Below are 23,050 nucleotides of genomic sequence, written 5' to 3' on the forward strand. Positions count from 1 at the left end.
CTAAGTCTTTCTAAAACCGGAAGCATTTCGGCCCGAAAGGGGGCGATGACAAGCATGAAAAACTGACTAGGTATTTCACAGTTGTATTATATGGCCCCCTATGGCAGGTAATTCAAGCTATATCGTACAATTTCTTCTGTTTTTAACGCTATACCGGCCTCATTTTCGGTAAAAACCCAATTTAAGTCCTGCCAACCTCTCAACCAGGTAAATTGCCGCTTAGCCAACTGCCGCGTAGCGATGATGCCGCGCTCTACTGCCTCATCCAGATCGATCCGGCCGGCCAGGTAATCCCAGATTTGACGATAACCAACCGCGCGAACGGCAGGAAGATCCTCACTGAGATCCCCGCGCTGGTATAGAGCAGTCACCTCTTCAACCAGGCCCAGTTCGACCATTGAGTGAAATCTCTGTTCTATACGATGGTGCAGAACTTTTCGATCACGAGGCGCAATTGCGAGCTGAGTCACGTTAAAGCGCTCGATAAAGGCCGGGCCCTGCTCGCGCTGTTGGCGGCGACGCAGCTCAGTCATGGTTTCCCCCGAGCTTAAATAGACTTCCAAAGCCCGCGACAACCGCTGCGAGTGATTGGGGTGAATCTCGGCAGCGCACTCGGGATCCACCTTTTGCAGCTGCTGATGCACATAGGGCCAGCCGTGTTCGCGGGCATCGCGCTCAATGCGTTCGCGCACCTCGGCGTTGGCCGCAGGCATGGGTGCCAAACCGTCTAGCAGCGCCTTAAAATAAAGCATAGTGCCGCCCACCAATAGCGGGGTTCGTCCCGCCGCGTGACTGCGGGCAATTTCCCGCTCAGCATCGGTCACAAAATCGGCGGCAGAATAGGGCTCTGCCGGGTCACGAATATCCAGTAGGCGGTGCGGTGCCCGAGCCAGTTCGGCCGCGCTCGGTTTGGCGGTACCTATATCCATACCGCGATAAACCAACGTGGAATCCACACTGATTAAATCCACCGGCAATTGTTCGTGTAATTCCAGAGCGAGATTGGTCTTGCCGGAGGCGGTAGGCCCCATCAGGAAAAAAACCGGCGGCTTTTTATTCGCCTTCGAGCAAGTCATGTCACTGTCCACGCATAAAGAGCTTGTCCAGCTCATCCAACGATTGCAAGGTCCAGGTTGGGCGGCCATGGTTACACTGGCCACTGCGTTCTGTGGCCTCCATATCACGCAGCAAAGCATTCATTTCCGCGATGGTCAATTTGCGATTTGCGCGCACAGAACCGTGGCAAGCCATTGTCGATAGAATTTCATTCACGTGATGGGCTAAGCGTTCACTGCTGCCGTGTTCGATGATGTCCGACAACACATCGCGCACCAGCTGATCCACTTTAGCGCCGTGCAAAATAGAAGGAATTTGACGAATCAATAACGACTCCGGTCCCGCGCGCTGCAATTCAAACCCTAACGTAGCGAAGGTATCCGGATGCTCTTCGGCGCAGGCCGCTTCTTTTTCACTGACGGCCAATGTCACCGGCACCAGCAGCGGCTGCGCCTGAATACTGCCACCGGCAAAAGCGGTTTTCATGCGCTCGTAGGTAATACGCTCGTGCGCCGCATGCATATCGACAATAATCAGGCCCTGTGCATTTTCCGCCAGAATATAAATGCCTTTTAGCTGCGCGATCGCAAACCCTAAAGGCGGGATTTCCCCTTCGGCGGAAGACAAATCAGCCATCACCGGCTGCGGGTTTGCTGCCGCCGGACGATAGCCGGGTGTGGGGGCTTCCGCCACGGCATTATTGGTAGTCTCACCATCGGCAGCCTGCATGGCCGCCGGAAAATAGTTTTGTCGCCAATCGCCTGCGGGGCGTGCTGCCCCCGCCAAAGGCATGGGAGCCTGCTGTGACATTTGCCCCGGCGCGTCGTTGTGCGGCCTGGCCATCTGAGTTTGACGCTCCAAACGCTCACCGGGCGACACCTCTGCCAGGGCGTGATGCAACGAGCTGAAGATAAAATTGTGTACGGTGCGACCATCGCGAAAGCGCACTTCGTGCTTGGTGGGGTGCACATTAACGTCCACTGTCGCCGGGTCAACCTCCAGGTACAAGACAAACGCCGGATGACGCCCGTGGTACAGCACATCTTGATACGCCTGGCGCACCGCGTGACTCACCAGCTTGTCGCGAATAGCGCGACCATTGACGTAAAAATGTTGCAAATCTGCCTGGGAGCGGGAAAAGGTCGGCAGGGCTACCCACCCCCACAAACGCAAACCCGCGCGCTCGATATCCAGATGCACTGCGTTATCCATAAACGCCGGACCACAGACTTGGGATACACGCCGTTCGCGCTCGGCCTGACTGGCGCCACCGCGCCAGCTGTGAATCGCCCGACCATTGTGGCGCAAGCTGAACGAGACATCGTAACGTGACAAAGCCAAGCGCTTAACAACATCTTCAAGATGATTGAACTCGGTTTTTTCGGTGCGTAAGAATTTGCGCCGCGCCGGGGTATTAAAAAACAAATCTCGCACTTCAACCGTTGCACCCTGAGGGTGCGGCGCGGGCGCCAGCTCGGTTTCCATATCTCGGCCGGCTGCGGTTACCTGCCAGCCTGCACCGTTTTCATCGGTGGCGCTCGTCAGTGCTAAACGAGCCACCGAACTGATACTGGCCAGCGCTTCGCCGCGAAACCCCAAGGTCGCAACCGCTTCTAAATCATCCAAATCGGTAATTTTACTGGTGGCATGACGCGATAACGCCAGCGCCAAATCTTCCCGGTCAATACCCGAACCATTGTCGCGCACTCGCATCAATTTCACGCCGCCGTCTTCTACTTCGACATCCAGGCGTGTCGCACCGGCGTCCAGACTGTTTTCCAGCAATTCTTTAATAACCGAGGATGGACGTTCAACCACCTCACCAGCCGCAATCTGGTTGGCAAGACGGGGGCTTAACAGCTTGATTTTTGACATGAAAACTTCTTTAGGAGGTTGGAATTCGCAGCACCTGACCGACCTTAATGACATGATTGTCCAAGCCGTTATGCTGCTGCAAGCGACTGACACTGATGTTAAAGCGCTTGGCAATCTCGCTCAAGGTATCGCCGCTGCCGATGGTGTATTGAGTTTCACCACCGCCGTTTTGTTTTTGCCAGGCGATATAACTACCCGCTGGCGGATACTGGTAAAAATATTGTTTCACTCCGGACACTAACTGGCTGGCAAGCTTTACCCGGTAATTGCGGCTGCCAAGGTTTTTGGCCTCGGTGGGGTTGGAAATAAACCCGGTTTCGACCAAGATGGAGGGCACATCCGGCGACTTTAATACCGCAAAACCAGCCTGCTCAACGTGGCGCTTATGCAAATGCGCCATCTGTCCCATGGACTTAAGCACATAGTCGCCCACTTGCAGGCTTGCCCCCAAGGTGGCGGTCATGGATAAGTCCACCAGCACTCCCGCCAAGACTTCGTCTTTATCTTCCAGGCTTACGCTGCCAACCCCGCCGATTAAGTCCGACTCGTTTTCACGCTGTGCCAAAAAGCGCGCCATTTCACTGGTGGCGCCAGAGCGCGACAACGCAAATACGGAAGCGCCGCGGGCCGAGGGTTTGGTAAAGGCATCGGCGTGAATCGACATAAACAAGTCAGCCTGCATACGCCGCGCAATATTGCGCCGCTCACGCAAGGGTACGTAGTAATCACCTGTGCGAATCAACTTTGCGGTATAACCGGGCTCGGCGTTGAGTTTATCGACAATCGCTTTGGCAATGGACAGCACCACGTCTTTTTCGCGCAAACCATTGGGGCCGAGGGCGCCCGGGTCTTCGCCGCCGTGACCGGCATCTATCGCAACAATAATATCGCGCTTGCTGGTTTCTACATCCGGCACCGTAACCGGCGGCGGCCCTTCATTGCTGGGCACTACATCTTTTAAGTCCACCACCAGACGGTCACCCGCACCGGCTTGGCGCTGCAGAAAAAAACTATCGGGCTTTACCCGGACGGACAAATCCAACACCACGCGTAAATCAGAACCATTGCGAGGGGCGTAACGAATGGACTTAATAGGTGTTTCACTTAGATTTAACTTGGCAATATCCGCTTTAAACTGTGCATTGCTGACATCAATCACAACCCTTTCCGGACCATCGAGGGTAAACAGATCGTGGGTAACCGGTGCGGATAAATCGAACACCAGGCGCGTATGATCCGGCGCACGCCACAGGCGTACACCCTCAACGTCGGTAGCTGCATGGGCCTGACTCACTAACAAAACAGCGCCAAGCAGCATAAGCGCAACACGGGCTTTTAATCTGACTGGGGCCATATTCGGACGGGGACCATTACGTTGAGAGATCGTTAAATCACTGTGTTATTGTCAATACAAAACGCGGGGCGTTTCAATCACTGACGAAAAGCTCGACTACTTAAGACTCAGCTACTGTTGAGTTTGCGCCGTTAGCCGCTCAACCAACGCTGCACCGAGATCAGAGCTGGCCTCTAGCTTAACAACTCGCCCACCATCTTGCACCTTAAGGGTCGCAACCACATCCGGGGTGGGCAGCACACCCTCCCCACGACTGGGCCACTCGATCAGGCTGATGCTGTTGCCGCTGAAATAATCCCGGATACCCATGTACTCCAACTCTTCCGGATCACCTAAGCGATAGAGATCAAAGTGATACACAGTGCGCTCGGACAGCTCATAAACCTCAACTAAGGTATACGTTGGACTTTTAACCGCACCTGAATGCCCAAAGTGCTGTAAAACGCCACGGGTCAAAGTGGTTTTGCCCGCGCCCAGATCCCCCTGCAAATGCACGGTTAGCAGGCCGTCCGTTTTTGCCATGGCAGCACCCACCGCGTTACCTGCGCGTACAGTGGCGACCTCATCCGCTAAAAATGTGGTCCACTCAATCACCCAGCAAAGCCCCCAAGTAATCGAGCAAATCGGTTGCCAGCAGACTGATTTGACCGCGCTCCTCGGCGGCGAGGTCGGCGCTGTGGGCGTGTAAGCTGGCCCCCAGTGCCGCCGCATTCGCCACGCTCATGCCCTGCGCGATCAGAGCACCGAGCACACCACTGAGCACATCGCCCATGCCACCACTGGCCATGCCGGGGTTGCCAGCGCTGATTAACTGCAAGGGCACATCATCGGCTGCGACCAAAGACCCAGCTCCTTTTAACACGACCGCTCCGCCAAACCGCTGCTGAATAGAGTCGGCCGCGGCAAAACGATCTGCCTGCACTGCTGCGGTGTCCGTGTTTAACAGGCGCGCTGCTTCACCCGGATGGGGCGTTAAAATCCAGTTGGCGCGAGTTTTACCCTCGGGCCAGAGCTTACCCGCGGCAATCAAATTCAACGCATCGGCGTCTAGCACCAGCGGCAGATCGGTTGCCAGCGCCTGCTGCAGCATTTGCTCGGACCAGGGCGAATCCCCCAAGCCCGGCCCCACCACCAACACACTCGGGCGCGCTAACCAAGGCTCAAGTTCCTGCCCCGATATCACGCCGCAAGTCATCACCTCAGGGCGGCGCGCCAACGCCGCTGGGACATGTTCCGGCCGGGTAGCTAAACTGACCAACCCTGCGCCACTGCGAGCGGCGGCCTCAGCGGCCATTAGCGCAGCGCCACCGCGACCGGTATCGCCACCAATTACCATCACGTGACCAAAGCTGCCTTTGTGCGCATCCGCTTCGCGTTCCGGCAAAAGCGCTCGCAGATCGCTGTACTCTGGTGCCAAAAGCGATGCTTCCACCTCTTTATAAATAGCCTCGGGAGCACCCAGGTCATCAAACACCAGCTCGCCAGTTAACGCCGGACCACGGCCGGTGAGCAAACCGCGCTTCAAGCCGATAAAGCTGATGGTCAGCTGCGCTTTTATTGCCACACCGCACTCAGAGCCGGTATCGGCACTGACGCCAGAGGGAATATCCAGCGCCACAACGGGCAAGCCCCTGGCGTTAATTTGCTCAATGGCCTGCCTATACTCGGGGCGCACATCTCCGCGGATGCCCGTTCCCAGCAGGGCATCAACAACAACGCCGGTACTGGGCGCCGGGCCCGGCGGCATCATAATCACACCTTCTTGGCGAGCGTATTCGTAAGCGGCGCGCGCAGCATCGCTGAGCTTTTCAACATCGCCAACCAACACCACATTCACCGGAATTCGCTTAGCCGCCGCCAGGGCCGCCACCACAAAGCCGTCGCCGGCGTTGTTGCCGCTGCCACAGTAAATGGTCAACTCTTCAGGCTCGGGCCAACGGGCCAGTATCGCTTCAAAAGCGGCGCGCCCGGCGCGTTTCATCAGCTGCGTGGCTGGAACCCCAGTGGCGATAAACGCGTTATCGAGGGCGCGAACCTGTGCGGCGGTGTACAAGCGAGTGGCGGTCATAAAAGCTTCCGGTGTCTCTCTGGGTTAGAATGGGCCGTATTATAAGGACTTTATTCCACCACACCCAACCGGAGTTACGCTTGAGCAACTTTGATTTTCACCAACTGGCTCGCGACATTAAGCACTGGGGTCGCGAGCTGGGCTTCCAGCAGGTGGGAATTACCGATACCGAGTTATCCGCGCAAGAGGCAAAACTGCACGACTGGCTGGCCAAAGGCTACCAAGGAGACATGCAATGGCTGGACGAACACGGCAACAAACGATCGCGCCCCGCCGAGCTGTTACCGGGCACGTTGCGGGTTATCTCTGTGCGCATGGATTATTTACCGGGTGATACCGAGCAAATCAAAATTCTTAAAAATCCGGAAAAAGCTTATATCTCGCGCTACGCCCTCGGGCGTGACTACCACAAACTGATCCGCAAGCGCCTGGCGCAACTGGCAAAAAAAATTGAGGCCGCCCTACCGGATGAACTGAAGCCCAGCGAGCAACAGCAAATGCGCCCATTCGTTGACAGTGCGCCGGTGATGGAGCGCCCGCTGGCCGATAAAGCGGGTTTGGGCTGGACCGGCAAACACACACTGATTCTCAACGATACCGCGGGCAGCTGGTTTTTTCTGGGTGAGCTGTTCACCTATCTGCCCCTGCCTGTAGATACAAGCGATCAGCCCAACCGCTGTGGCGAGTGCACGGCCTGCTTAAAAGTCTGCCCCACAGACGCCTTCCCCGAACCCTACACTCTGGACGCGCGGCGCTGCATTTCTTACCTGACCATAGAGTTAAAAGGTGCCATCCCCGAGGAGTTTCGCGAGCCCATGGGCAACCGGGTGTTTGGCTGCGACGACTGCCAGGCCATCTGCCCTTGGAATAAGTTCGCTAAACCCACCTGCGAGACCGACTTTTTACCCCGCCACGGGCTGGAGAGCTCCGAACTGCTCACCCTCTTCAAGTGGAGCGAGGCAGAGTTTTTAAAAAACACCGAAGGCTCGGCTATTCGTCGCATTGGTTACGAGCGCTGGTTGCGTAACTTAGCCGTTGGCCTTGGCAACGCCCCCACCCGCCCGGACATAATCGACGCCTTACAACAACGCCTGGGCCACCATGGTGAATTGGTGGACGAACATATTCTTTGGGCATTGGAAAAACAATCCCAGCCGGGGCGCCGGCGTAAACGTAAAATCAAAAACTCGGCCTAAGGTTTCCCAGCACCGACCAAAGCCATACCGTCACCGTCAGAAGCTAACGCTCACAAGCAGCACTATCGGTCCAATTGAGAATAAAAATCACCCTATCACGCGCAAAACAGCCCAGTTTCGGGTACAATGCCCGCCCGCTGAAGCCGGACACCGCCAATGCCCAGAAAGAATGACGCGGTGATTATCGGTTACACGAGCTCCAAAAACAGCTTCCTCTCAAATCACTGACAAAAAGTACGGTTTGCTATGAAAACACTGTCTGATATCGGTTTGGTCGGTCTCGCCGTTATGGGTGAGAACCTTATCCTCAACATGGAAAGCAAAGGCTTCACAGTAACGGCGTATAACCGTTCTGTGGACAAGGTCACCAACTTTATTGAGGGCCGCGCGAAGGGTAAAAACATTCGCGGCGCCGAATCGATTGAAGAGCTGGTGAACTCACTGGAAAAACCTCGCAAAATTATGCTGATGGTTAAAGCCGGTGCGCCTGTCGATGCTTTTATCGAGCAACTGATCCCGCATCTGGACCAAGGCGACATTATCATTGACGGTGGCAACACCCACTTCCCCGACACCAACCGCCGCGTAGAGTACCTGCGCGAAAAAGGCATTCACTTTATCGGTGCCGGCGTATCCGGTGGTGAAGAAGGCGCATTAACTGGCCCATCTATCATGCCCGGCGGCGCTCCCGAAGCCTGGGAAGCGGTTAAACCGATTTTCCAAGGCATCGCTGCCAAAGTTGAAGGCGGTACCCCTTGCTGCGACTGGGTGGGTGAAAACGGCGCTGGCCACTTCGTGAAAATGGTGCACAACGGTATCGAATACGGCGACATGCAGCTGTTGTGTGAAGCCTACCAGATCATGAAAGAACTGCTGGGCATGAGCGCCGACGAAATTCACGAAGTCTTCGCCGCCTGGAACAAAACCGAACTGGATTCCTACCTGGTAGAAATCAGCCGCGACATCATGGCGTTTAAAGACGAAGACGGCGAGCCACTGGTTGAGAAAATTCTCGACACTGCCGGACAAAAAGGCACCGGCAAATGGACCGGCGTTGTCGCCCTGGACTTTGGTGTCCCCCTCACGCTGATCGCCGAATCGGTATTCGCACGCTGCATTTCTGCACTGAAAGACGAGCGCGTTGAAGCGTCTAAAGTACTGAGCGGCCCGGCGAAAAACTTCACCGGCGATAAAGAAGCCTTTATTGAAGACCTGCGCCAAGCCGTACTGGCCGCCAAAATCGTTTCTTACGCTCAGGGCTACACCCTGATGCGCGAAGCGGCAAAAGAATTTGGCTGGAACCTGAACTACGGCGGCATCGCCTTGATGTGGCGTGGTGGCTGTATTATCCGCTCGGCCTTCTTGGGCGACATTAAAGCAGCCTTCGACAAAAACCCAGAGCTGAACAACTTGCTGCTGGACGACTACTTCAAAGGCGTTGTTACCAGCGCGCAACAAGGCTGGCGTAACGTGGCGGCCACCGCCATCACCAACGGTGTGCCAGTGCCCTGCCTGACCGCTGCACTTAACTACTTTGATGGCTACCGCACCGAGCGTTTGCCCGCCAACCTGCTGCAGGCGCAGCGCGATTATTTTGGCGCGCACACCTACGAGCGCTTAGACAAACCACGCGGTGAGTTTTTCCACACCAACTGGACCGGCCGTGGCGGTAATACAGCGTCTACCACTTACGATGTGTAAGTGATGGCTAACGCTGAGCCTCGCTGATAAAAAAACGGGGAGCAGTTTGCTCCCCGTTTTTCGTTCTGAAATTGCCTACCGACGCATCAAAAAGCGACCAATAGTAGACTGCCCCCAACCACCTTCCGGTTCCCTCACAGAAAAAAGCGTTGCTTATCCATGTAAGCCGTGGATAATGCCGGCAACCCCAAAGGCTTCGCTTCCAAAAACCTTTCCTGAGTTACTTTTCACTTTTAATGCACACTACTCGTCACAGGACTCTTCATGAGTAAAAACAAAAAATTCAACGTTCAGGTAACAGATAACGGCGGCAATTGGCGCGCCGAAATAACCCGTCGCGCCAGCGCACGTAAAACCGTTACCAGCAAGGTTCAGGACGGCTTTGCCAGCGAAGCCGAAGCCACGCAATGGGCCGAAGCCGAGCTTAAAATCATTCTGGACAATGTGCGCGCCCGCCAGAGCGCCAAACAGTAACGAACGCGAACGCCTATTAATCCACCAGCGGCAAACAGCGATTAATAAACTGACTGATATCGGCGATTTGCTCGCGACATACTTCGTGGGCCATGGGGTAACGGTGCGATTCAAAACGATAGCCCTGCTCGCGCAGAACAGATTCCGCCCGATCAGCCAACTGTGGTAACACCACACCATCTTGCGTACCGTGCTGAATAGAAATGGGCGTTGTTTTATTGGCTTCAGTGAAAGCGCAGTTATTACCGGTTGCGAAATAGGTGGATAACGCCATCAAACCCGCCAGGGGTTTATGGCTGTTAAGAACCACGTCGTAGGCCACAGCGCCACCCTGAGAAAAGCCCGCGATTAAAATACGCTCGCTGTCGATTCCGGCGGCGACTTGCTCATCAATTATTTTTCCGATGGCCTCACTTGCCTGCATCAGGTGTTCAGCATTGAATTTCCGATCCACATCCATACTCAGAAGATCGTACCACGCGGGCATTTCATAACCATTGTTAACGGTTACTGGCATAGTGGGAGCCTGTGGAAAAATAAATCGAATACGCGCCCCGGGGTTAAGCGTCAGCTCCGGCAATAAATTGGCAAAGTCATTACAACTGGCGCCCAAGCCGTGCAACCAGATAACACAGGCATTGCTTGGAGCGGCCATTGAACTATCAACTTTTAAATAACCGAGCTGTGCAAAAGGATTTTTTAGCATACTCTCAAACTCAATATAATCGTACGGACCAATAACGCTAAAAATGATCTCGACTTTAACTTTTCATTAAACATTCATCTAAAATAATCATCATGTCCGACAACTCTAATGGACTGCCGCAGCGGCACAACTCTACATCCACTTCGCGAAAGGAGATTCCATATTCTGCGCATAAGCCATCGTTTACCGCCCTATATTGATCGATGATCTTTTCCCGTTGCGAGGAGGAAAAGGCGCCCCCATCAAAATTCGGAAACGCCCTTAAAGCCAAGTTAAACAATTGTTCTCGCTTACCATCAGGAAACTTCATTACTTTTGAGAGACGAATAAGCTCTAACGCTTTTGCACTCACAGACTGATTAACATTCGGGTGCACCGGCGAAACCAACTGCTCCAACCCCAACTCATGGGAAAAGTGACCAACAACACCTTCTTTTGCCAGACAAGCATCATCATAGCTAAACACATGGACCTTATCTTTGCCAAAAACCTCCGCCCATAACTTTAACCATGACGTATAGTTAAGAAAAACATTATTCGCCAGATGTGCATCGATAAAGCTTTGCGAATCTAAGCATTGGGGAGAGGCCCAATCTTTTGTTTGCTGGTTGTAAACCGATTGCAGATATTCATCCTGTCGCCGCAGATATACATAAACCTCAACACTGTAACCTTTCAGCTCACGCCCTAAGGAATAAATTTGATCTCTGCCTTGAATAGAGGAGAACTCTTCACTGGAAAGAATAACATCCTCTTCAGAAACACGATGCAACTCATCTCGTAGCTTCTCCCATACATTATTGTCAACTGGATGACCTATTGTATTTAGACCTGATTTTTGAAAAGCCAGGTAATGATGACCGTAAAGAAATACGCCAGAGTCCGGGTAATAAAACCCCTGCGGTCGAAGATTCTCTTTGTTATCCAACAGGCTTTGCTGGAGAATGGTTGTACCCGTTTTATGGGTGCCTATGTGAATGTGTATTCGCTTTGACAATATCTTTCTCTTTAATAAAACCGCACATGTTGTTCAAATAGTAGCACTGAGCATCTAATACATAACCTGCTCAATAACACCACTTATGCATTGCCTTTTCTTATTTCTACCAATTTTTAATCCATACGAATAAAACAACTCCGATAATGCACCAACTCAGCAATCGAGTCTTTAATATCGGCCAGCGCCAGGTGGGCACCGGATTTTTTAAACCCTTCCAGGGCTTCGGGCTTCCAGCGACGGGCGAGCTCTTTCAAGGTGCTTACATCCAGATTGCGGTAGTGAAAATAGCGCTCAAGCGCAGGCATACCACGAGCAAGAAAGCGGCGGTCTTGGCAGATGGAATTACCGCAAATAGGAGATTTACCTGCCGGCACCCATTGCTTTAAAAAAGCGATGGTGTCGGCCTCGGCTTGGGCGAGGGTAACAGTTGAGTCTTTTACGCGCTGAGTTAAACCCGATTTGCCGTGCTGGTTAGTGTTCCACTCGTCCATGGCGTCGAGAACGGCGTCGGGCTGATTGATGGCCATCACCGGGCCTTCAGCGAGAATATTCAGGTGCGCATCGGTGACGATGGTGGCGATTTCAATGATTACATCATTATCCGGGTCCAGCCCGGTCATTTCCAGATCAATCCAGATCAAATTATCGTCGTTCAGAGTAGGGCTCATGGGATACTTTTCCTTTACAATACGTATTAGGAATCTATCTTACCATCGCAAACCGGGGCCTGCCCTTGAGCAAACGCAAGCTAACGCGCCGCCAGGCGTGGCGCATAGAAAAAATTCAGAAAGAGCGCGAAGAGCGCGCCGCCAAGCGCGACCAGAAAGCCGACGACAAGCTGGGCGAGAGCAATCTGGGGCCAGAGCAATCTGGCCTGATTGTGACCCACTATGGCACTCAGGTCATGGTGGAAGATACAGCAACAGGTGTGGCCAAACGCTGCCACTTTCGCAGCAACCTTGGCGGCCTGGTGACCGGTGACAAAGTTGCCTGGCGCGATGGCAACCCCTATGGCGTGGTGGTAGCCAGAAGCGAGCGAGACACGGCACTGATGCGCCCCGACCCCTACGGTGCCATGAAAACCGTGGCGGCCAATATTGACCGTATTGTCATAGTGATAGCCCCCTACCCCGAGCCCCACTTTAACTTGATTGACCGCTATTTGGTTGCCGCCGAGGCCATTGGCATTGAGCCCGCACTGGTGGTTAATAAAGTCGACTTAATTGACGACCAACAACGGGCCAAGGTAGAGGCCATTTACGCCCTCTATGAAGGGCTTGGTTATCAGGTGATTCGCGCCTCGGCCAAAGAGGATGCGGGGCTTGCGCCTCTGCGTGAATACCTGGCGCACTTTATCAGTGTGTTTGTGGGTCAATCCGGCGTGGGTAAATCGTCCCTGGTAAACGCGCTGCTGCCTGATGTTAACTCTCGGGTGGGCGAGCTGAGCGAAAAGCAAACGGGCACCCACACCACCACCAGCGCGCAGCTTTACCATATACCCAGCGGTGGTGACTTGATCGATTCCCCCGGAATTCGCGAGTTCGGCCTCTGGCATATCGAGGCCGAAGATGTGCTGGCCGGCTTTAAAGAATTTCGCCCGTTTATTGGCGCCTGTAAATTCCGCGATTGCTCACATACCGTTGAGCCCGGCTGTGCTATTTTACAAGCCTTGGAAGACGGCAATATCAGCCCCGGAAGGCTTGCCAGCTACCGCCATATTCTGGCAGATTTGCACCCCGGCCGAGCCTGATACCGCTGCTAAGCGTCTTGGATGTTAAACCTTAAGGATTGCTGTATGTCCCAATTGCCCCTGATCATTGAACCCGCCGAACTGTTACCGCTGCTGCAAAGCCCCAAGGCCCCGCTGATTGTGGACCTTTCCAGTGAAGAGAATTATCGCCGTGGGCACATCCCAGGGGCGGCTCACGTGCCGCCGCAAATGCTGCTGTGCAATCGCCCCCCAGCACCCGGCCGTATCGCGCCAGTTGAACAACTGAATCGCTTGTTTACTTACCTGGGACTAACACCGGATACCCATGTGGTGGTGTACGACGATGAAGGTGGCGGCTGGGCGGGTCGATTTATCTGGACACTGGATACCATCGGCCACAAGCACTACAGCTACCTGAACGGCGGGCTGCACGCCTGGCTGGGGGAGGACCTACCGGTTACGCAAGAAATTGAAGACCCCAACACCCACGAGGTGGAAGTGGAAATTGACCCCGAACATCTGGTGGAAATTCCAGATATTTTGCAAGGGCTGGAAAATCAGCGTTTGCAAATCTGGGACGCGCGCGGCCCTCAGGAGTATCGCGGCGAGAAAATTCTCGCGCAAAAGGCTGGCCACATTCCGGGCGCTATTAACGTTGAATGGACAGAGCTTATGGACCGCGACCGCGGCTTGCGCATTCGCAAAGACGCGCGCGAGTATTTAGCCGCAAAAGGCCTAACCGGCGATAAACCCATAGTCACCCACTGTCAAAGCCACCACCGCTCAGGCTTTACGTACCTTGTGGGTAAATCACTGGGGTTCGACATCAAAGGCTATCACGGCTCCTGGTCGGAATGGGGTAACCACCCCGATACCCCGGTGGAGGTGTAACCCTTGCTCGACTGGCTGGACATTACCTTAGTTAAAGTCGGTGAATACACCCTGACCACAGGCGCATTGTGCGCATCGGTATTGGTCATTGCCGCCACCTTTGTCCTTGCCGGTTTAATCAGCCGCGCCATTAACCGCTTGGCACTCTACCGCCACCCAACGGTCAGCCACCAAATTTATACCATTAATAAAATCGTTTACTACTTCTTGATCGTGCTCGGTTTTATTGGCGCGTTATCGGTACTGGGCTTTCAGCTCGATAAACTGGTGATCGTTGGCGGTGCGCTGGGTATTGGTATTGGCCTTGGCTTGCAGTCCATTGTTAATAACTTTGTTTCCGGCATTATTATTTTGCTGGAAAAGTCTATCAAGGTCGGCGATTTTCTGGAGCTGGACTCGGGCTTAATGGGCGAAGTCAAAGCCATTCGCCTGCGCTCCACCCTGATTCGCACCAATGATAATATTGACATTTTGATACCCAGCTCTGAGTTTATCAGCGGCCGGGTTATTAACTGGACGCTCGAAGAAAATGTACGCCGCTTTCGCATTCCTTTTGGCGTGGCCTACGGTTCGGATAAACAAAAAGTCAAAGACGCCGTGCTCAACGCGGTAAACAACGTCAGCTACACCCTTAACGATGAAAAACACAAACCGCTCGTGTGGATGACAGGCTTTGGCGACAGCAGCTTAAACTTTTCACTCGGCGTGTGGGTTGCGCCCGATGCCGTCAAACGCCCCAGCCAGGTGACGTCCGACTATTTATGGGCGATTGACGATGCGCTGCGCGAAGCGGGGGTAGAAATTCCCTTTCCGCAAAGAGATTTGCATTTACGCTCTAGCAGTATCGATTTGGGCACAAGAGCAGCAGAAAATTGATGTAACGGGGGCGGGTTCATTCCCATTCCCCGTTAACCGTTCAGAATCTTTTTCAAATTCCCGCCATCGCCTCGGCAACAATTTTCAACGAACGCAGCCGGTCGCTTTGTTCGTAAAAGCTGCTGGCGAAAATAAACTCGTCCGCGCCAGTTTCTGCTTTAAGTGCCGTTAAGTGATCCTTAATAGTCTCGGGGCCTCCGACAGCAGCAATACCGTGAAAGTCATTAATGTGCATCTGCTCCTGCGGGGTCCAAAGGCTGCTCATATCCTCAACGGGAGGGCGCAGACGCAGGTGCTCACCACGGAGCAATGCGAGTATGCTTTGCTGCCCCGTCGTATGCAGATAACGCGCCTCGGCATCGGTTTTGGCAGCGCAAACCGGCACACCGATGGCCGCGTAAGGTTTATCTAAAACCTGCGAGGGCTGAAAACCTGTGCGGTACAGATGCAAGGCCTCCATCATTAAACGCGGCGCAAAGTGTGAGGCAAAAGCAAAGGGTAAACCACGTTTGGCCGCCAACTGTGCGCTGTAAAGGCTAGAGCCCAGCAACCAAATGGGAATATCAGAATTCATACCGGGGGCGGCAAACACTTTCTGCCCCGGTTGTTTATCACCTAAAAAGTATTGCAGCTCGGCCAGCTGTTCAGGAAAGTCATCTACGCCACTGTTAAAGTCGCGGCGCAGTGCACGCATAGTGGCGCCATCACTGCCGGGCGCACGCCCCACCCCCAAATCAATCCGCCCGGGGTAAAGCGCTTCGAGCGTGCCAAAGTGCTCAGCAATAATAATCGGGGCGTGATTAGGCAGCATAATACCGCCAGCCCCCACCCTTATAGTTTGTGTTGCACCGGCAATATGGCCAATCAACACACTGGTGGCCGAACTACCGATGCCGTCCATACTGTGGTGCTCGGCAAGCCAGAAACGCTTATACCCCAGCTGCTCGGCAGTTTGCGCCGCCTGTACAACTCGTTCGTAAGCGTCTTGGTAGCTGGCATCCACTTTGGCATGAGCTAAATCGAGTATGGAATACGCGGTAGACATAATAAGACCCTCCAAAACCGGAACACCGCCATGCTAACGCGTGTTCTCGGTCTTGGAGTGACAAGAATGGTTAATAAACCGTGCGGTTACTCAGCATCGAGCCGACCAAAAGCGCTATTAAGCGTATTGAGCAGCTCATTTTCATAGTCCGAGGTGTATTGCCAAAACATAACGCCGCCGAGCTTTTGCTGGCGAATATATTTCACTTTTGCCGCGATTGACTGCGGGTCATCGTAACTCACAAAAACACGTTCTTTTTCATTCCACAACCAGGGCGCCTGAGCCGCTTCATCCCAGTGACGTTGGTAGCCTGCCTGTTCAATCACATTAGGCCGAAGATTACCGTATCGGGCGCTGCCAAAGCTTGCTTCGCCGGCATCCGCTGGTTGTTGTAAACCGAAACTTTGCGGCGTGACATTCACCCAGGTGCGACCATAGAATGCCACGCCCACCACTAATTTGTTCGCAGGAACCCCGGCCGCCATGTGATTTTTAACCGCTGCATCGGCCGATTGGCCAGAGGAATCCTCTGGGTATGAGTAAAGCGCGGTATGATGGCCGGTGACACCGCCCTTGCGCGGAAAATTGTAGTCGTAAGCCATGATGTTGATGTAATCCAGATACTTCTGCCAATTGCCGATATCACTTTTCGCCAAATAGTCCGGAAAACCGCCGCTGACTATGGTAATCAGTAAGAGGCGCTTCAGTTCTTTTTCCAAGGTATCAAACGCCGTACGTAGCCCCCGTAATACCAGCGTGAAGTTGCGGCCATCTTCTGGTCTATGAGTATTGCCCGCGCCGGCCAGACCCGGATATTCCCAGTCAATATCAATACCGTCTAATTGATGGCGGCGTACAAACTCTACCGCGCTTTCAATAAAGATCTGGCGCGACTGCTGCGTTAGAGCCATATCCGAAAAACCGCCGGACCAGGTCCACCCGCCCACCGAAGAGAGTATTTTTAAATTGGGGTTACGCTGCTTTAACGTTTGCAATACCCGGTAGTTCTGATCGTCAAAATCAAAACCGTTCACAATCCTGCCATCGTTAATGTTTGAAAAAGCGTAGTTAATGTGAGTGAGTTTTTCGGCGGCAATAGTGTCGGGGTCGAGCGGTTCTTCCGGGCTGAACACATAACCAATAATGACAGGCTCAGGCGCATGGTGATGCCCCTCGTGTGCACTAGCAACAAAAGAGGCAAGCGCAAACAGTACGCCACTCAAACAGGCAAATATTATTTTCATTGGATGTCTCCACTGTTATGTTTCCCCGGCAAAGTCGGGGCGTGAGATCATCTATTGGCTCAATCGTTTTTTATCGGTAAGACTCTGTCACCCTTCCATACCATACGGTACAAATCGTGGCGTCGGTCTTTTAAGTTCTGCACAGTCCCACTGTTGCGCGCCATGATCAAAGATTCGGGGCGTAAGTCGGCAAAGGCAACCGTTTCCACATTTGGATCGGTATCGGCGGCAATACCGTCGCGGGCAAACGCAAAATCGCAGGGTGTGAGAATACAGCTTTGCGCGTACTGAATATCCATATTGGCAACGTTAGGCAAGTTGCCCACGTTGCCCGACATAATAACGTAAAACTGGTTTTCCACCGCACGCGCCTGGCACGAGTAACGCACCCGTAAATAACTTTGGCGCTCATCCGTACAGAAGGGGACAAACAAAAAGTGGATGCCCTGATCGGCCAGATGCCGGGCCAGCTCAGGAAACTCTGAATCGTAACAAATCAATACCCCAATAGGGCCACAGTCGGTATCGATAGCTTGCAAACTGCTGCCGCCTTCAATGTCCCACCAGTAAACCTCGTTGGGGGTAGGGTGAATTTTGGGCTGTTCAAACATACGGCCATCGCGCAGAAAAATATAAGCGATGTTTTCAATACGCCCATTCGCCATTCGCGTAGGGTGAGACCCGGCGATAATATTGACGTTATATTGCAACGCCATATTGCGGAACGCCTCTTTTAAACGCGGCGTGTATTTGGTGAGCGCCTCGATGGACTCATAGGGCGTCAGCTCCTGATCCTCAATAGAGAGCAACTGCAACGTCACCAGCTCGGGAAAGACCACAAAGTCACTTTTGTAATCCGCCACCACATCCACAAAATATTCAATGTACTTTAAAAACTCGCTAAACGAGTTGATTTTGCGCTGCATGTACTGCACGGTCGCTACACGCACCACTTCAGGCGTGCGCACACCATAGGTTTTGCGCGGCTTGTCGTCTTTTTTAATAACCTTGGGATTTTCCCACTTCATGTGGGCGGCATAGCCTAAAGACTGTTTGTCTTCATCCAGATAGTCTTTAAGAATGCCGATGATTTCAAAACCGTTGCGCAACTGAAAAGACAACACGGGATCTTTGGCTTTTTTGTGAATCACCTGATCCACGTAATTTTCAACGGTTTTAAATTTTTTGATTCGGCGCGCCAGATTGGGCATTCTGCCGGCAAACACCACACCTTTTAAGCTTAAGGATTCACACAGCTTTTTGCGCTCGTTGTACAGCCGCTGCCCGATTCGGTAACCGCGATAGGCATCGTCGATACACACTTCCATACCGTACAGCCACTCGCCGTTAATATCGTGACGCGAGGCATAGCCGTTACCGGTAATCTCCACCCAGTTATGAGGCTTCAGGGCCACCTTCCCCGAGATACGAAAAGTCGCACAATAACCCACCAGCACATCGCCCACCATGACCACAAACTGGCCCTGCGGGAAGGTATTGATCTGACCAACAATAGCCGAACGTACATAGGCTTCCATACCCACTGGGGTATAGACACGATCCGACAAATCCACAATGGCATCCACATCGCCCAAAGTGGCATTGCGCACAGTCAGGTGAGATTTAGGGTCGGCGAGCTTGTTATCAGAGGAAGTAACCATACGCGGCCTCGTTGATAGGAAATGCTTTCACTTTATAGCAAAACCCCTGTGGTATGCTACGGCGCTTGGAGGATCCTCGAAATGAAAAAACGCACCATTGCCCTGCTATTATTAATTCTGACTGGCTGTACCGTTATCGGGGCATCCTCACTAGACACCGCCTTCGGCAAACCCAGCCCCCGAGAGCTAAACGCCGGGGACGATGCAAGTCACTATCAAGAAACCGTAAAACCGATTATCGAAACACGCTGCACAGTGTGTCACGGCTGTTACGATGCACCTTGCCAGTTAAAAATGGATGCCGATATGGGCATCTTACGCGGTGCCAGTAAAGACAAGGTATACAATGGTGCCCGCCTACTCGGCGGCGAACTTACTCGCTTGTTTATCGATGCCCAGTCAACCAGCGAATGGCGAGAAAAAGACTTCTACCCTGTGCTAAACGAGCGGGAGAACACTCCCCAAGCAAATCTTGAAGCCAGCGTATTAGGACGCATACTGAAACTAAAGCAAGCCCACCCTCTGCCCAGCCAAGCGGTGCTACCCGATTCCTTCGACTTTTCAACCGACCGCGACCAATACTGCCCTACTATCGAAGAATTTGATGATTTTGCCCAAGAAAAGCCCTTGTGGGGTATGCCCTACGGCCTACCGGGCCTGGCAAACGAGGAATACAACACGCTACTGAGCTGGCTGCGACAAGGCGGTGATTTTGGCGCACAGCCTGCGGTGCCAACTAAGCTGCTGACAGAAATAGACCGCTGGGAAACGTTTTTTAATGGCCCATCACTTAAAGCGCAGCTGATCAATCGCTATCTCTACGAGCACCTATTTCTCGCCAGCTTGCACTTTGAATCAGCCAGCGACACCACCTTTAAACTCGTGCGTTCGAGTACACCACCGGGCGAACCCATTAAGCGTATCACCACTCGCCGTCCATTTGACGATCCCAAAACCGAACGGGTGTATTATCGCTTATGGCACGACCCCAGCACTCGCCTGGCAAAAACCTATATGCCCTATACCCTAAACCAAGCGCGTATGGATAACTGGCAAGCGTGGTTTTATCAGCAAGATTACGAGGTAAACGCCCTCCCCGGCTACAAACCTGAAATCGCCGCCAACCCTTTCGCCAGCTTCGCGCAGTTGCCAATAGACGCTCGCTACCGTTTTTTACTGGATGAAGCCGAGTTCACCATCATGAACTTTATTAAAGGCCCAGTATGTCGAGGACAGGTGGCGTTAAACGTAATTGAAGATCACTTTTGGGTATTTTTTGTCAGCCCCGATACGATAGACCCGGTCGCCGACAACGCCTTTTTTCAAAACAACGCGAACCACCTTCGCTTACCCGCCGAAGCGGGTAACACTTTCCGGCCGCTGTCACACTGGCTTGAGTATGCCCACCTACAGGAAAGCTTCCTGCGAGCAAAAGCCACCTATGTTCAAAAACGCATACAAAACTACGAGACCATTAACCTTGACTTAATTTGGGATGGTGAACAGCAAAACGATAACTCATCGCTCACCATATTCAGGCATAACGACAGTGCCTCAGTGGTACGTGGCATGATTGGCCCCGAACCCAAAACCAGCTGGCTGATTGACTACCCACTGCTGGAGCGCATTCACTATTTGCTGGTGGCAGGTTTTGACGTATACGGCAATGCGTCGCACCAGCTGCTCAGCCGTTTATACATGGATTTTCTGCGCATTGAAGGCGAAATGAACTTCGTCGCCCTGCTACCCAAAGAAACTCAAGAGCCCATTATCAAAAGCTGGTATCGCGGTGCCGAAAAGGACATCAACACTTACCTTACACGCTACTTGGATCGCTTACCGGAAGTGGGACTGATTGACTACCACACCGACACGCCCAAAACAGAGCTACTCAACGCTCTGAGGGATTTTTTACAGCCGAGCCAAGAGAACAGTACATTTATTGACGCCCTGTCCTGGCCAGCAGAGCTTGAGGAGCAACTTACCCAACTGCAAAGCATCAAGAGCACAGCGGCCAGCCTTATGCCTGAGGCCAGCGTAATTCTGGTACCAGAGCACGGTGTATTCAGCGTACTGCGCACCAGTGCCCACAGTAACGTTGCCTCGCTGCTGTCAGAACAGGATCGGCGCCGACCAGATGAGGATCGCTTAGTGATAACCGCCGGGGTTTTAGGCGCATACCCCAATACCTTCTGGTTAGTTGATAAACAGCAACTTGAATCGTTTGCAGAAGCAATCGCCCAGCTCGGCAGTGAAGCCGATTACCGCAAACTGAAAGCGCAATATGGTATCAGCCGCGCGGACCCCAATTTCTGGGATATCAGCGATCAAATTCTGAACGCTTATCGTCAGCAACAGCCCAACACAGCAGGATTATTGGACTACAACAGACTTGAGAATCGTTAGATCAGGGAGCATAGCAACAAAAGCACTGACACGGCGGCCACAGAGACCTACAATCGCCCACCCGTTCAATGCTAAAGTGAGCCCATGACCACCTCGTTGCTACCCGAAAAACCGCTGATTGTCTCGCCCTCACTGGCCGCCACTATTGGCCTTGAAGAAGCTTTGCTGCTGAGCGTGTTAGCCGAGGCAGAACACAGCTGTCAATTGGGCCAACGCCAGATGGGCGAGCGGCTGCCGTTTTGGCCCGCTGAAGACATCCAGCGAATTGCCAAAAATTTGCAGGAGAAGGGCCTGATTCAAATCACCAGTGCCCCCTACACCCAAAGCGGTTTGCTCACCTGGCGTTTTAACCCAGGGGTAATACAAGGTGCTGATCAAGCAGCACCCACTAAAACTATACCAACGACCTCCACTGCAGCGCGTCAGAGCAACCAAATCAGTCCCCAGTGGCAACCCGACGCCGAACTCAAAACCCAGCTGGCTCAATACAACATCCCGGACTACTTTATTCGCCAACAGGTGCCAGAGTTCGTCACCTACTGGCGCGAACGCGGGGAAGCTCATCACAGCTGGGGGGCAAAATTCTTAAAACAGGTGGTAAGGCGCTGGCGGGAGCACGAAGCAGGTATGTTCCAGCGCGAGCAAGACATGCCCATGAGCGCCGACTGGCGACCATCACGCGATGCTATGGTGCTGCTGGTACGCCACGCCGGAATCAACCAAGCGTTTGTCGAAGACGCCATTCCAGAATTTGTGCTCTACTGGCGTGAACGCGGCGATATAGGCCGCACCTGGAATACCCGATTCATCCAGCACGTAAAACGCCAGTGGGCCAAGTTCACCAGTGCGCTTGAACATGATACCGAACCCAAACGTCTGCCTGATAACTGGCAACCGGGACGGGACGTATTTGATGTGCTGGCGCTGGCCAATATTGATTTAGAATTCGCCCGGCAGCAGATCCCCGAGTTCGTGCTGTTTTGGCGAGAAAGTAACCGGGTGTACAGTTCCTGGAACACAAAATTTCTGCAGCATGTAAAATTTCACTGGGCGCGTCAACACGCACTCAGCCAAGCACCATCACAGGGTAATCAACATGTCAGACAGCAACCAGTTGCTGGATCAAGTGCAACGCGAGATAGAAGCCTTGTCGAAGACCTCACCGACCGCAGCTGGGCAAGCTGAGCAACAAGAGCCTCGCCGCCAGGTCAGCGACGCCCACATTGACGCACTCAATGAGGTTTTTGCACTGTTTCGCATTAACTACCACAATCAATATTACAAAGCCTACAGCGACGCGGCTGTGCTTGGGCAGATAAAAAAACTGTGGCTGGAATCGCTGCTGCGGTTTGAACCCGATACCATTCGCCGCGGCGCCCGTGAAGTGATCGAAACCAGCGAGTTTTTACCAACGCTGAATAAGATGATCAACGCCTGTCAGGGCGACCCGAAAAAACACGGTTTAAAAGACCCCCACGCCGCTTATGTGGAAGCCTGCCAAGCGCCATCGCCCAAGGCCGCCTTTCACTGGAGCCATCCTGCGGTTTACTATGCAGGCAAGGCCGCCGACTGGTACTTTTTAGCCAGCTCCAGTGAACGGCAAGCATTTCCTGTTTTTGAGCAACATTACAAACGCTACTGCGAACGGGTTATGAACGGCGAAACTTTAACGCCACCAGACACGCCAGCGCTACCGGAATCGGTCGAGGTTCCGTTATCAAAAACAGAAAACAAAAAGCGCCTGGACGCACTTCGTAAAGAGCTCGATTTATAATAAGGCCTGAGA

Annotated in this window: 20 protein-coding genes; 9 read left to right on the top strand and 11 right to left on the bottom strand. The window is 53.1% G+C overall.

The annotated features are described in order from the left end of the window. Positions 1–98 precede the first annotated feature (98 nt). The 5 genes from miaA to D568_RS0111870 all read right to left on the bottom strand — a co-directional run bounded on the left by miaA (position 99) and on the right by D568_RS0111870 (position 6,353). On the bottom strand, positions 99–1,076 hold the full coding sequence (gene miaA / locus D568_RS0111850; RefSeq protein WP_020209818.1) for a tRNA (adenosine(37)-N6)-dimethylallyltransferase MiaA: 978 nt from the start codon (positions 1,074–1,076) through the stop codon (positions 99–101). Position 1,077: 1 nt separating this feature from the next. Next, on the bottom strand, positions 1,078–2,931 hold the full coding sequence (mutL, locus tag D568_RS0111855; protein ID WP_020209819.1) for a DNA mismatch repair endonuclease MutL: 1,854 nt from the start codon (positions 2,929–2,931) through the stop codon (positions 1,078–1,080). A 10-nt stretch (positions 2,932–2,941) separates the two neighbouring features. Further along, complete coding sequence (locus D568_RS0111860) at positions 2,942–4,285, bottom strand: N-acetylmuramoyl-L-alanine amidase (RefSeq protein ID WP_020209820.1); 1,344 nt, start codon at positions 4,283–4,285, stop codon at positions 2,942–2,944. Positions 4,286–4,396: 111 nt separating this feature from the next. Further along, positions 4,397–4,879: a tRNA (adenosine(37)-N6)-threonylcarbamoyltransferase complex ATPase subunit type 1 TsaE gene (gene tsaE / locus D568_RS0111865; protein ID WP_020209821.1), complete on the bottom strand. Its 483-nt coding sequence runs from the start codon at positions 4,877–4,879 to the stop codon at positions 4,397–4,399. Then, positions 4,872–6,353, bottom strand: coding sequence for a bifunctional ADP-dependent NAD(P)H-hydrate dehydratase/NAD(P)H-hydrate epimerase (locus D568_RS0111870; RefSeq protein WP_020209822.1), 1,482 nt, complete (start codon positions 6,351–6,353; stop codon positions 4,872–4,874). The genes tsaE and D568_RS0111870 overlap by 8 nt, the downstream gene beginning before the upstream one ends. 80 nt (positions 6,354–6,433) lie before the next feature. Here D568_RS0111870 and queG point away from each other — a divergent pair, with 80 nt between their 5' ends. From queG to D568_RS20050, 3 genes are all read left to right on the top strand, one after another. Next, the gene (gene queG, locus D568_RS0111875; protein ID WP_020209823.1) at positions 6,434–7,549 is read left to right on the top strand and encodes a tRNA epoxyqueuosine(34) reductase QueG; all 1,116 of its coding nucleotides are present in this window, start codon (positions 6,434–6,436) and stop codon (positions 7,547–7,549) included. A 246-nt stretch (positions 7,550–7,795) separates the two neighbouring features. Beyond that, positions 7,796–9,250 (top strand): decarboxylating NADP(+)-dependent phosphogluconate dehydrogenase, encoded by a 1,455-nt coding sequence (gnd, locus tag D568_RS0111880; RefSeq protein WP_020209824.1) that lies wholly within the window; start codon positions 7,796–7,798, stop codon positions 9,248–9,250. 264 nt (positions 9,251–9,514) lie between these two features. After that, a complete protein-coding gene (locus tag D568_RS20050) occupies positions 9,515–9,724 on the top strand; it encodes a DUF3622 domain-containing protein (RefSeq protein WP_020209825.1) in 210 nt (69 codons plus the stop codon). A gap of 16 nt (positions 9,725–9,740) precedes the next feature. Here D568_RS20050 and D568_RS0111890 read toward each other — a convergent pair whose 3' ends face one another. The 3 genes from D568_RS0111890 to orn all read right to left on the bottom strand — a co-directional run bounded on the left by D568_RS0111890 (position 9,741) and on the right by orn (position 12,098). Next, positions 9,741–10,430 carry an alpha/beta hydrolase gene (locus tag D568_RS0111890; protein ID WP_020209826.1) on the bottom strand — a complete coding sequence of 230 codons (690 nt, stop codon included), beginning with the start codon at positions 10,428–10,430 and terminating at the stop codon, positions 9,741–9,743. Positions 10,431–10,485: 55 nt separating this feature from the next. After that, positions 10,486–11,358 carry a hypothetical protein gene (locus D568_RS0111895; protein ID WP_157497851.1) on the bottom strand — a complete coding sequence of 291 codons (873 nt, stop codon included), beginning with the start codon at positions 11,356–11,358 and terminating at the stop codon, positions 10,486–10,488. Between the two features lie 185 nt (positions 11,359–11,543). Further along, the gene (orn, locus tag D568_RS0111900; protein WP_020209828.1) at positions 11,544–12,098 is read right to left on the bottom strand and encodes an oligoribonuclease; all 555 of its coding nucleotides are present in this window, start codon (positions 12,096–12,098) and stop codon (positions 11,544–11,546) included. Between the two features lie 65 nt (positions 12,099–12,163). Here orn and rsgA point away from each other — a divergent pair, with 65 nt between their 5' ends. The 3 genes from rsgA to D568_RS0111915 are packed head-to-tail and all read left to right on the top strand — an operon-like array spanning position 12,164 to position 14,908. Then, the gene (rsgA, locus tag D568_RS0111905) at positions 12,164–13,180 is read left to right on the top strand and encodes a small ribosomal subunit biogenesis GTPase RsgA (protein WP_020209829.1); all 1,017 of its coding nucleotides are present in this window, start codon (positions 12,164–12,166) and stop codon (positions 13,178–13,180) included. 45 nt (positions 13,181–13,225) lie between these two features. Next, positions 13,226–14,032 carry a sulfurtransferase gene (locus D568_RS0111910; RefSeq protein WP_020209830.1) on the top strand — a complete coding sequence of 269 codons (807 nt, stop codon included), beginning with the start codon at positions 13,226–13,228 and terminating at the stop codon, positions 14,030–14,032. A gap of 3 nt (positions 14,033–14,035) precedes the next feature. Next, on the top strand, positions 14,036–14,908 hold the full coding sequence (locus D568_RS0111915; RefSeq protein WP_020209831.1) for a mechanosensitive ion channel family protein: 873 nt from the start codon (positions 14,036–14,038) through the stop codon (positions 14,906–14,908). Between the two features lie 52 nt (positions 14,909–14,960). Here the strand turns inward: D568_RS0111915 and D568_RS0111920 are convergent, their stop codons facing one another. From D568_RS0111920 to D568_RS0111930, 3 genes are all read right to left on the bottom strand, one after another. Beyond that, positions 14,961–15,953 carry an LLM class flavin-dependent oxidoreductase gene (locus D568_RS0111920; RefSeq protein ID WP_020209832.1) on the bottom strand — a complete coding sequence of 331 codons (993 nt, stop codon included), beginning with the start codon at positions 15,951–15,953 and terminating at the stop codon, positions 14,961–14,963. 86 nt (positions 15,954–16,039) lie between these two features. Beyond that, positions 16,040–17,197: a glycoside hydrolase family 18 protein gene (locus tag D568_RS20055; RefSeq protein ID WP_020209833.1), complete on the bottom strand. Its 1,158-nt coding sequence runs from the start codon at positions 17,195–17,197 to the stop codon at positions 16,040–16,042. A 59-nt stretch (positions 17,198–17,256) separates the two neighbouring features. After that, the gene (locus tag D568_RS0111930; protein WP_020209834.1) at positions 17,257–18,858 is read right to left on the bottom strand and encodes a carbon-nitrogen hydrolase family protein; all 1,602 of its coding nucleotides are present in this window, start codon (positions 18,856–18,858) and stop codon (positions 17,257–17,259) included. Positions 18,859–18,939: 81 nt separating this feature from the next. On the opposite strand from D568_RS0111930, the gene D568_RS0111935 reads away from it, so the two are divergent. From D568_RS0111935 to D568_RS0111945, 3 genes are all read left to right on the top strand, one after another. Continuing rightward, positions 18,940–21,264, top strand: coding sequence for a fatty acid cis/trans isomerase (locus tag D568_RS0111935; protein ID WP_020209835.1), 2,325 nt, complete (start codon positions 18,940–18,942; stop codon positions 21,262–21,264). A gap of 84 nt (positions 21,265–21,348) precedes the next feature. Further along, on the top strand, positions 21,349–22,449 hold the full coding sequence (locus D568_RS0111940; RefSeq protein ID WP_020209836.1) for a DnaT-like ssDNA-binding domain-containing protein: 1,101 nt from the start codon (positions 21,349–21,351) through the stop codon (positions 22,447–22,449). Next, complete coding sequence (locus D568_RS0111945) at positions 22,361–23,038, top strand: replication protein P (protein WP_020209837.1); 678 nt, start codon at positions 22,361–22,363, stop codon at positions 23,036–23,038. Before D568_RS0111940 ends, D568_RS0111945 begins: the two co-directional genes overlap by 89 nt. The last annotated feature ends 12 nt before the right edge of the window (positions 23,039–23,050 follow it).

The organism is Gilvimarinus chinensis DSM 19667, from assembly GCF_000377745.1.
Taxonomy (GTDB): domain Bacteria; phylum Pseudomonadota; class Gammaproteobacteria; order Pseudomonadales; family Cellvibrionaceae; genus Gilvimarinus; species Gilvimarinus chinensis.

Coding starts and splice junctions, on each gene's coding strand:
- D568_RS0111890 (WP_020209826.1), bottom strand. CDS start 10,430: ATGCTAAAAAATCCTTTTGCACAGCTCGGTTATTTAAAAGTTGATAGT.
- D568_RS0111860 (WP_020209820.1), bottom strand. CDS start 4,285: ATGGCCCCAGTCAGATTAAAAGCCCGTGTTGCGCTTATGCTGCTTGGC.
- D568_RS20055 (WP_020209833.1), bottom strand. CDS start 17,197: ATGAAAATAATATTTGCCTGTTTGAGTGGCGTACTGTTTGCGCTTGCC.
- D568_RS0111930 (WP_020209834.1), bottom strand. CDS start 18,858: ATGGTTACTTCCTCTGATAACAAGCTCGCCGACCCTAAATCTCACCTG.
- orn (WP_020209828.1), bottom strand. CDS start 12,098: ATGAGCCCTACTCTGAACGACGATAATTTGATCTGGATTGATCTGGAA.
- D568_RS0111935 (WP_020209835.1), top strand. CDS start 18,940: ATGAAAAAACGCACCATTGCCCTGCTATTATTAATTCTGACTGGCTGT.
- D568_RS0111870 (WP_020209822.1), bottom strand. CDS start 6,353: ATGACCGCCACTCGCTTGTACACCGCCGCACAGGTTCGCGCCCTCGAT.
- D568_RS0111910 (WP_020209830.1), top strand. CDS start 13,226: ATGTCCCAATTGCCCCTGATCATTGAACCCGCCGAACTGTTACCGCTG.
- gnd (WP_020209824.1), top strand. CDS start 7,796: ATGAAAACACTGTCTGATATCGGTTTGGTCGGTCTCGCCGTTATGGGT.
- D568_RS0111945 (WP_020209837.1), top strand. CDS start 22,361: ATGTCAGACAGCAACCAGTTGCTGGATCAAGTGCAACGCGAGATAGAA.
- mutL (WP_020209819.1), bottom strand. CDS start 2,931: ATGTCAAAAATCAAGCTGTTAAGCCCCCGTCTTGCCAACCAGATTGCG.
- D568_RS0111920 (WP_020209832.1), bottom strand. CDS start 15,953: ATGTCTACCGCGTATTCCATACTCGATTTAGCTCATGCCAAAGTGGAT.
- miaA (WP_020209818.1), bottom strand. CDS start 1,076: ATGACTTGCTCGAAGGCGAATAAAAAGCCGCCGGTTTTTTTCCTGATG.
- D568_RS0111940 (WP_020209836.1), top strand. CDS start 21,349: ATGACCACCTCGTTGCTACCCGAAAAACCGCTGATTGTCTCGCCCTCA.
- D568_RS20050 (WP_020209825.1), top strand. CDS start 9,515: ATGAGTAAAAACAAAAAATTCAACGTTCAGGTAACAGATAACGGCGGC.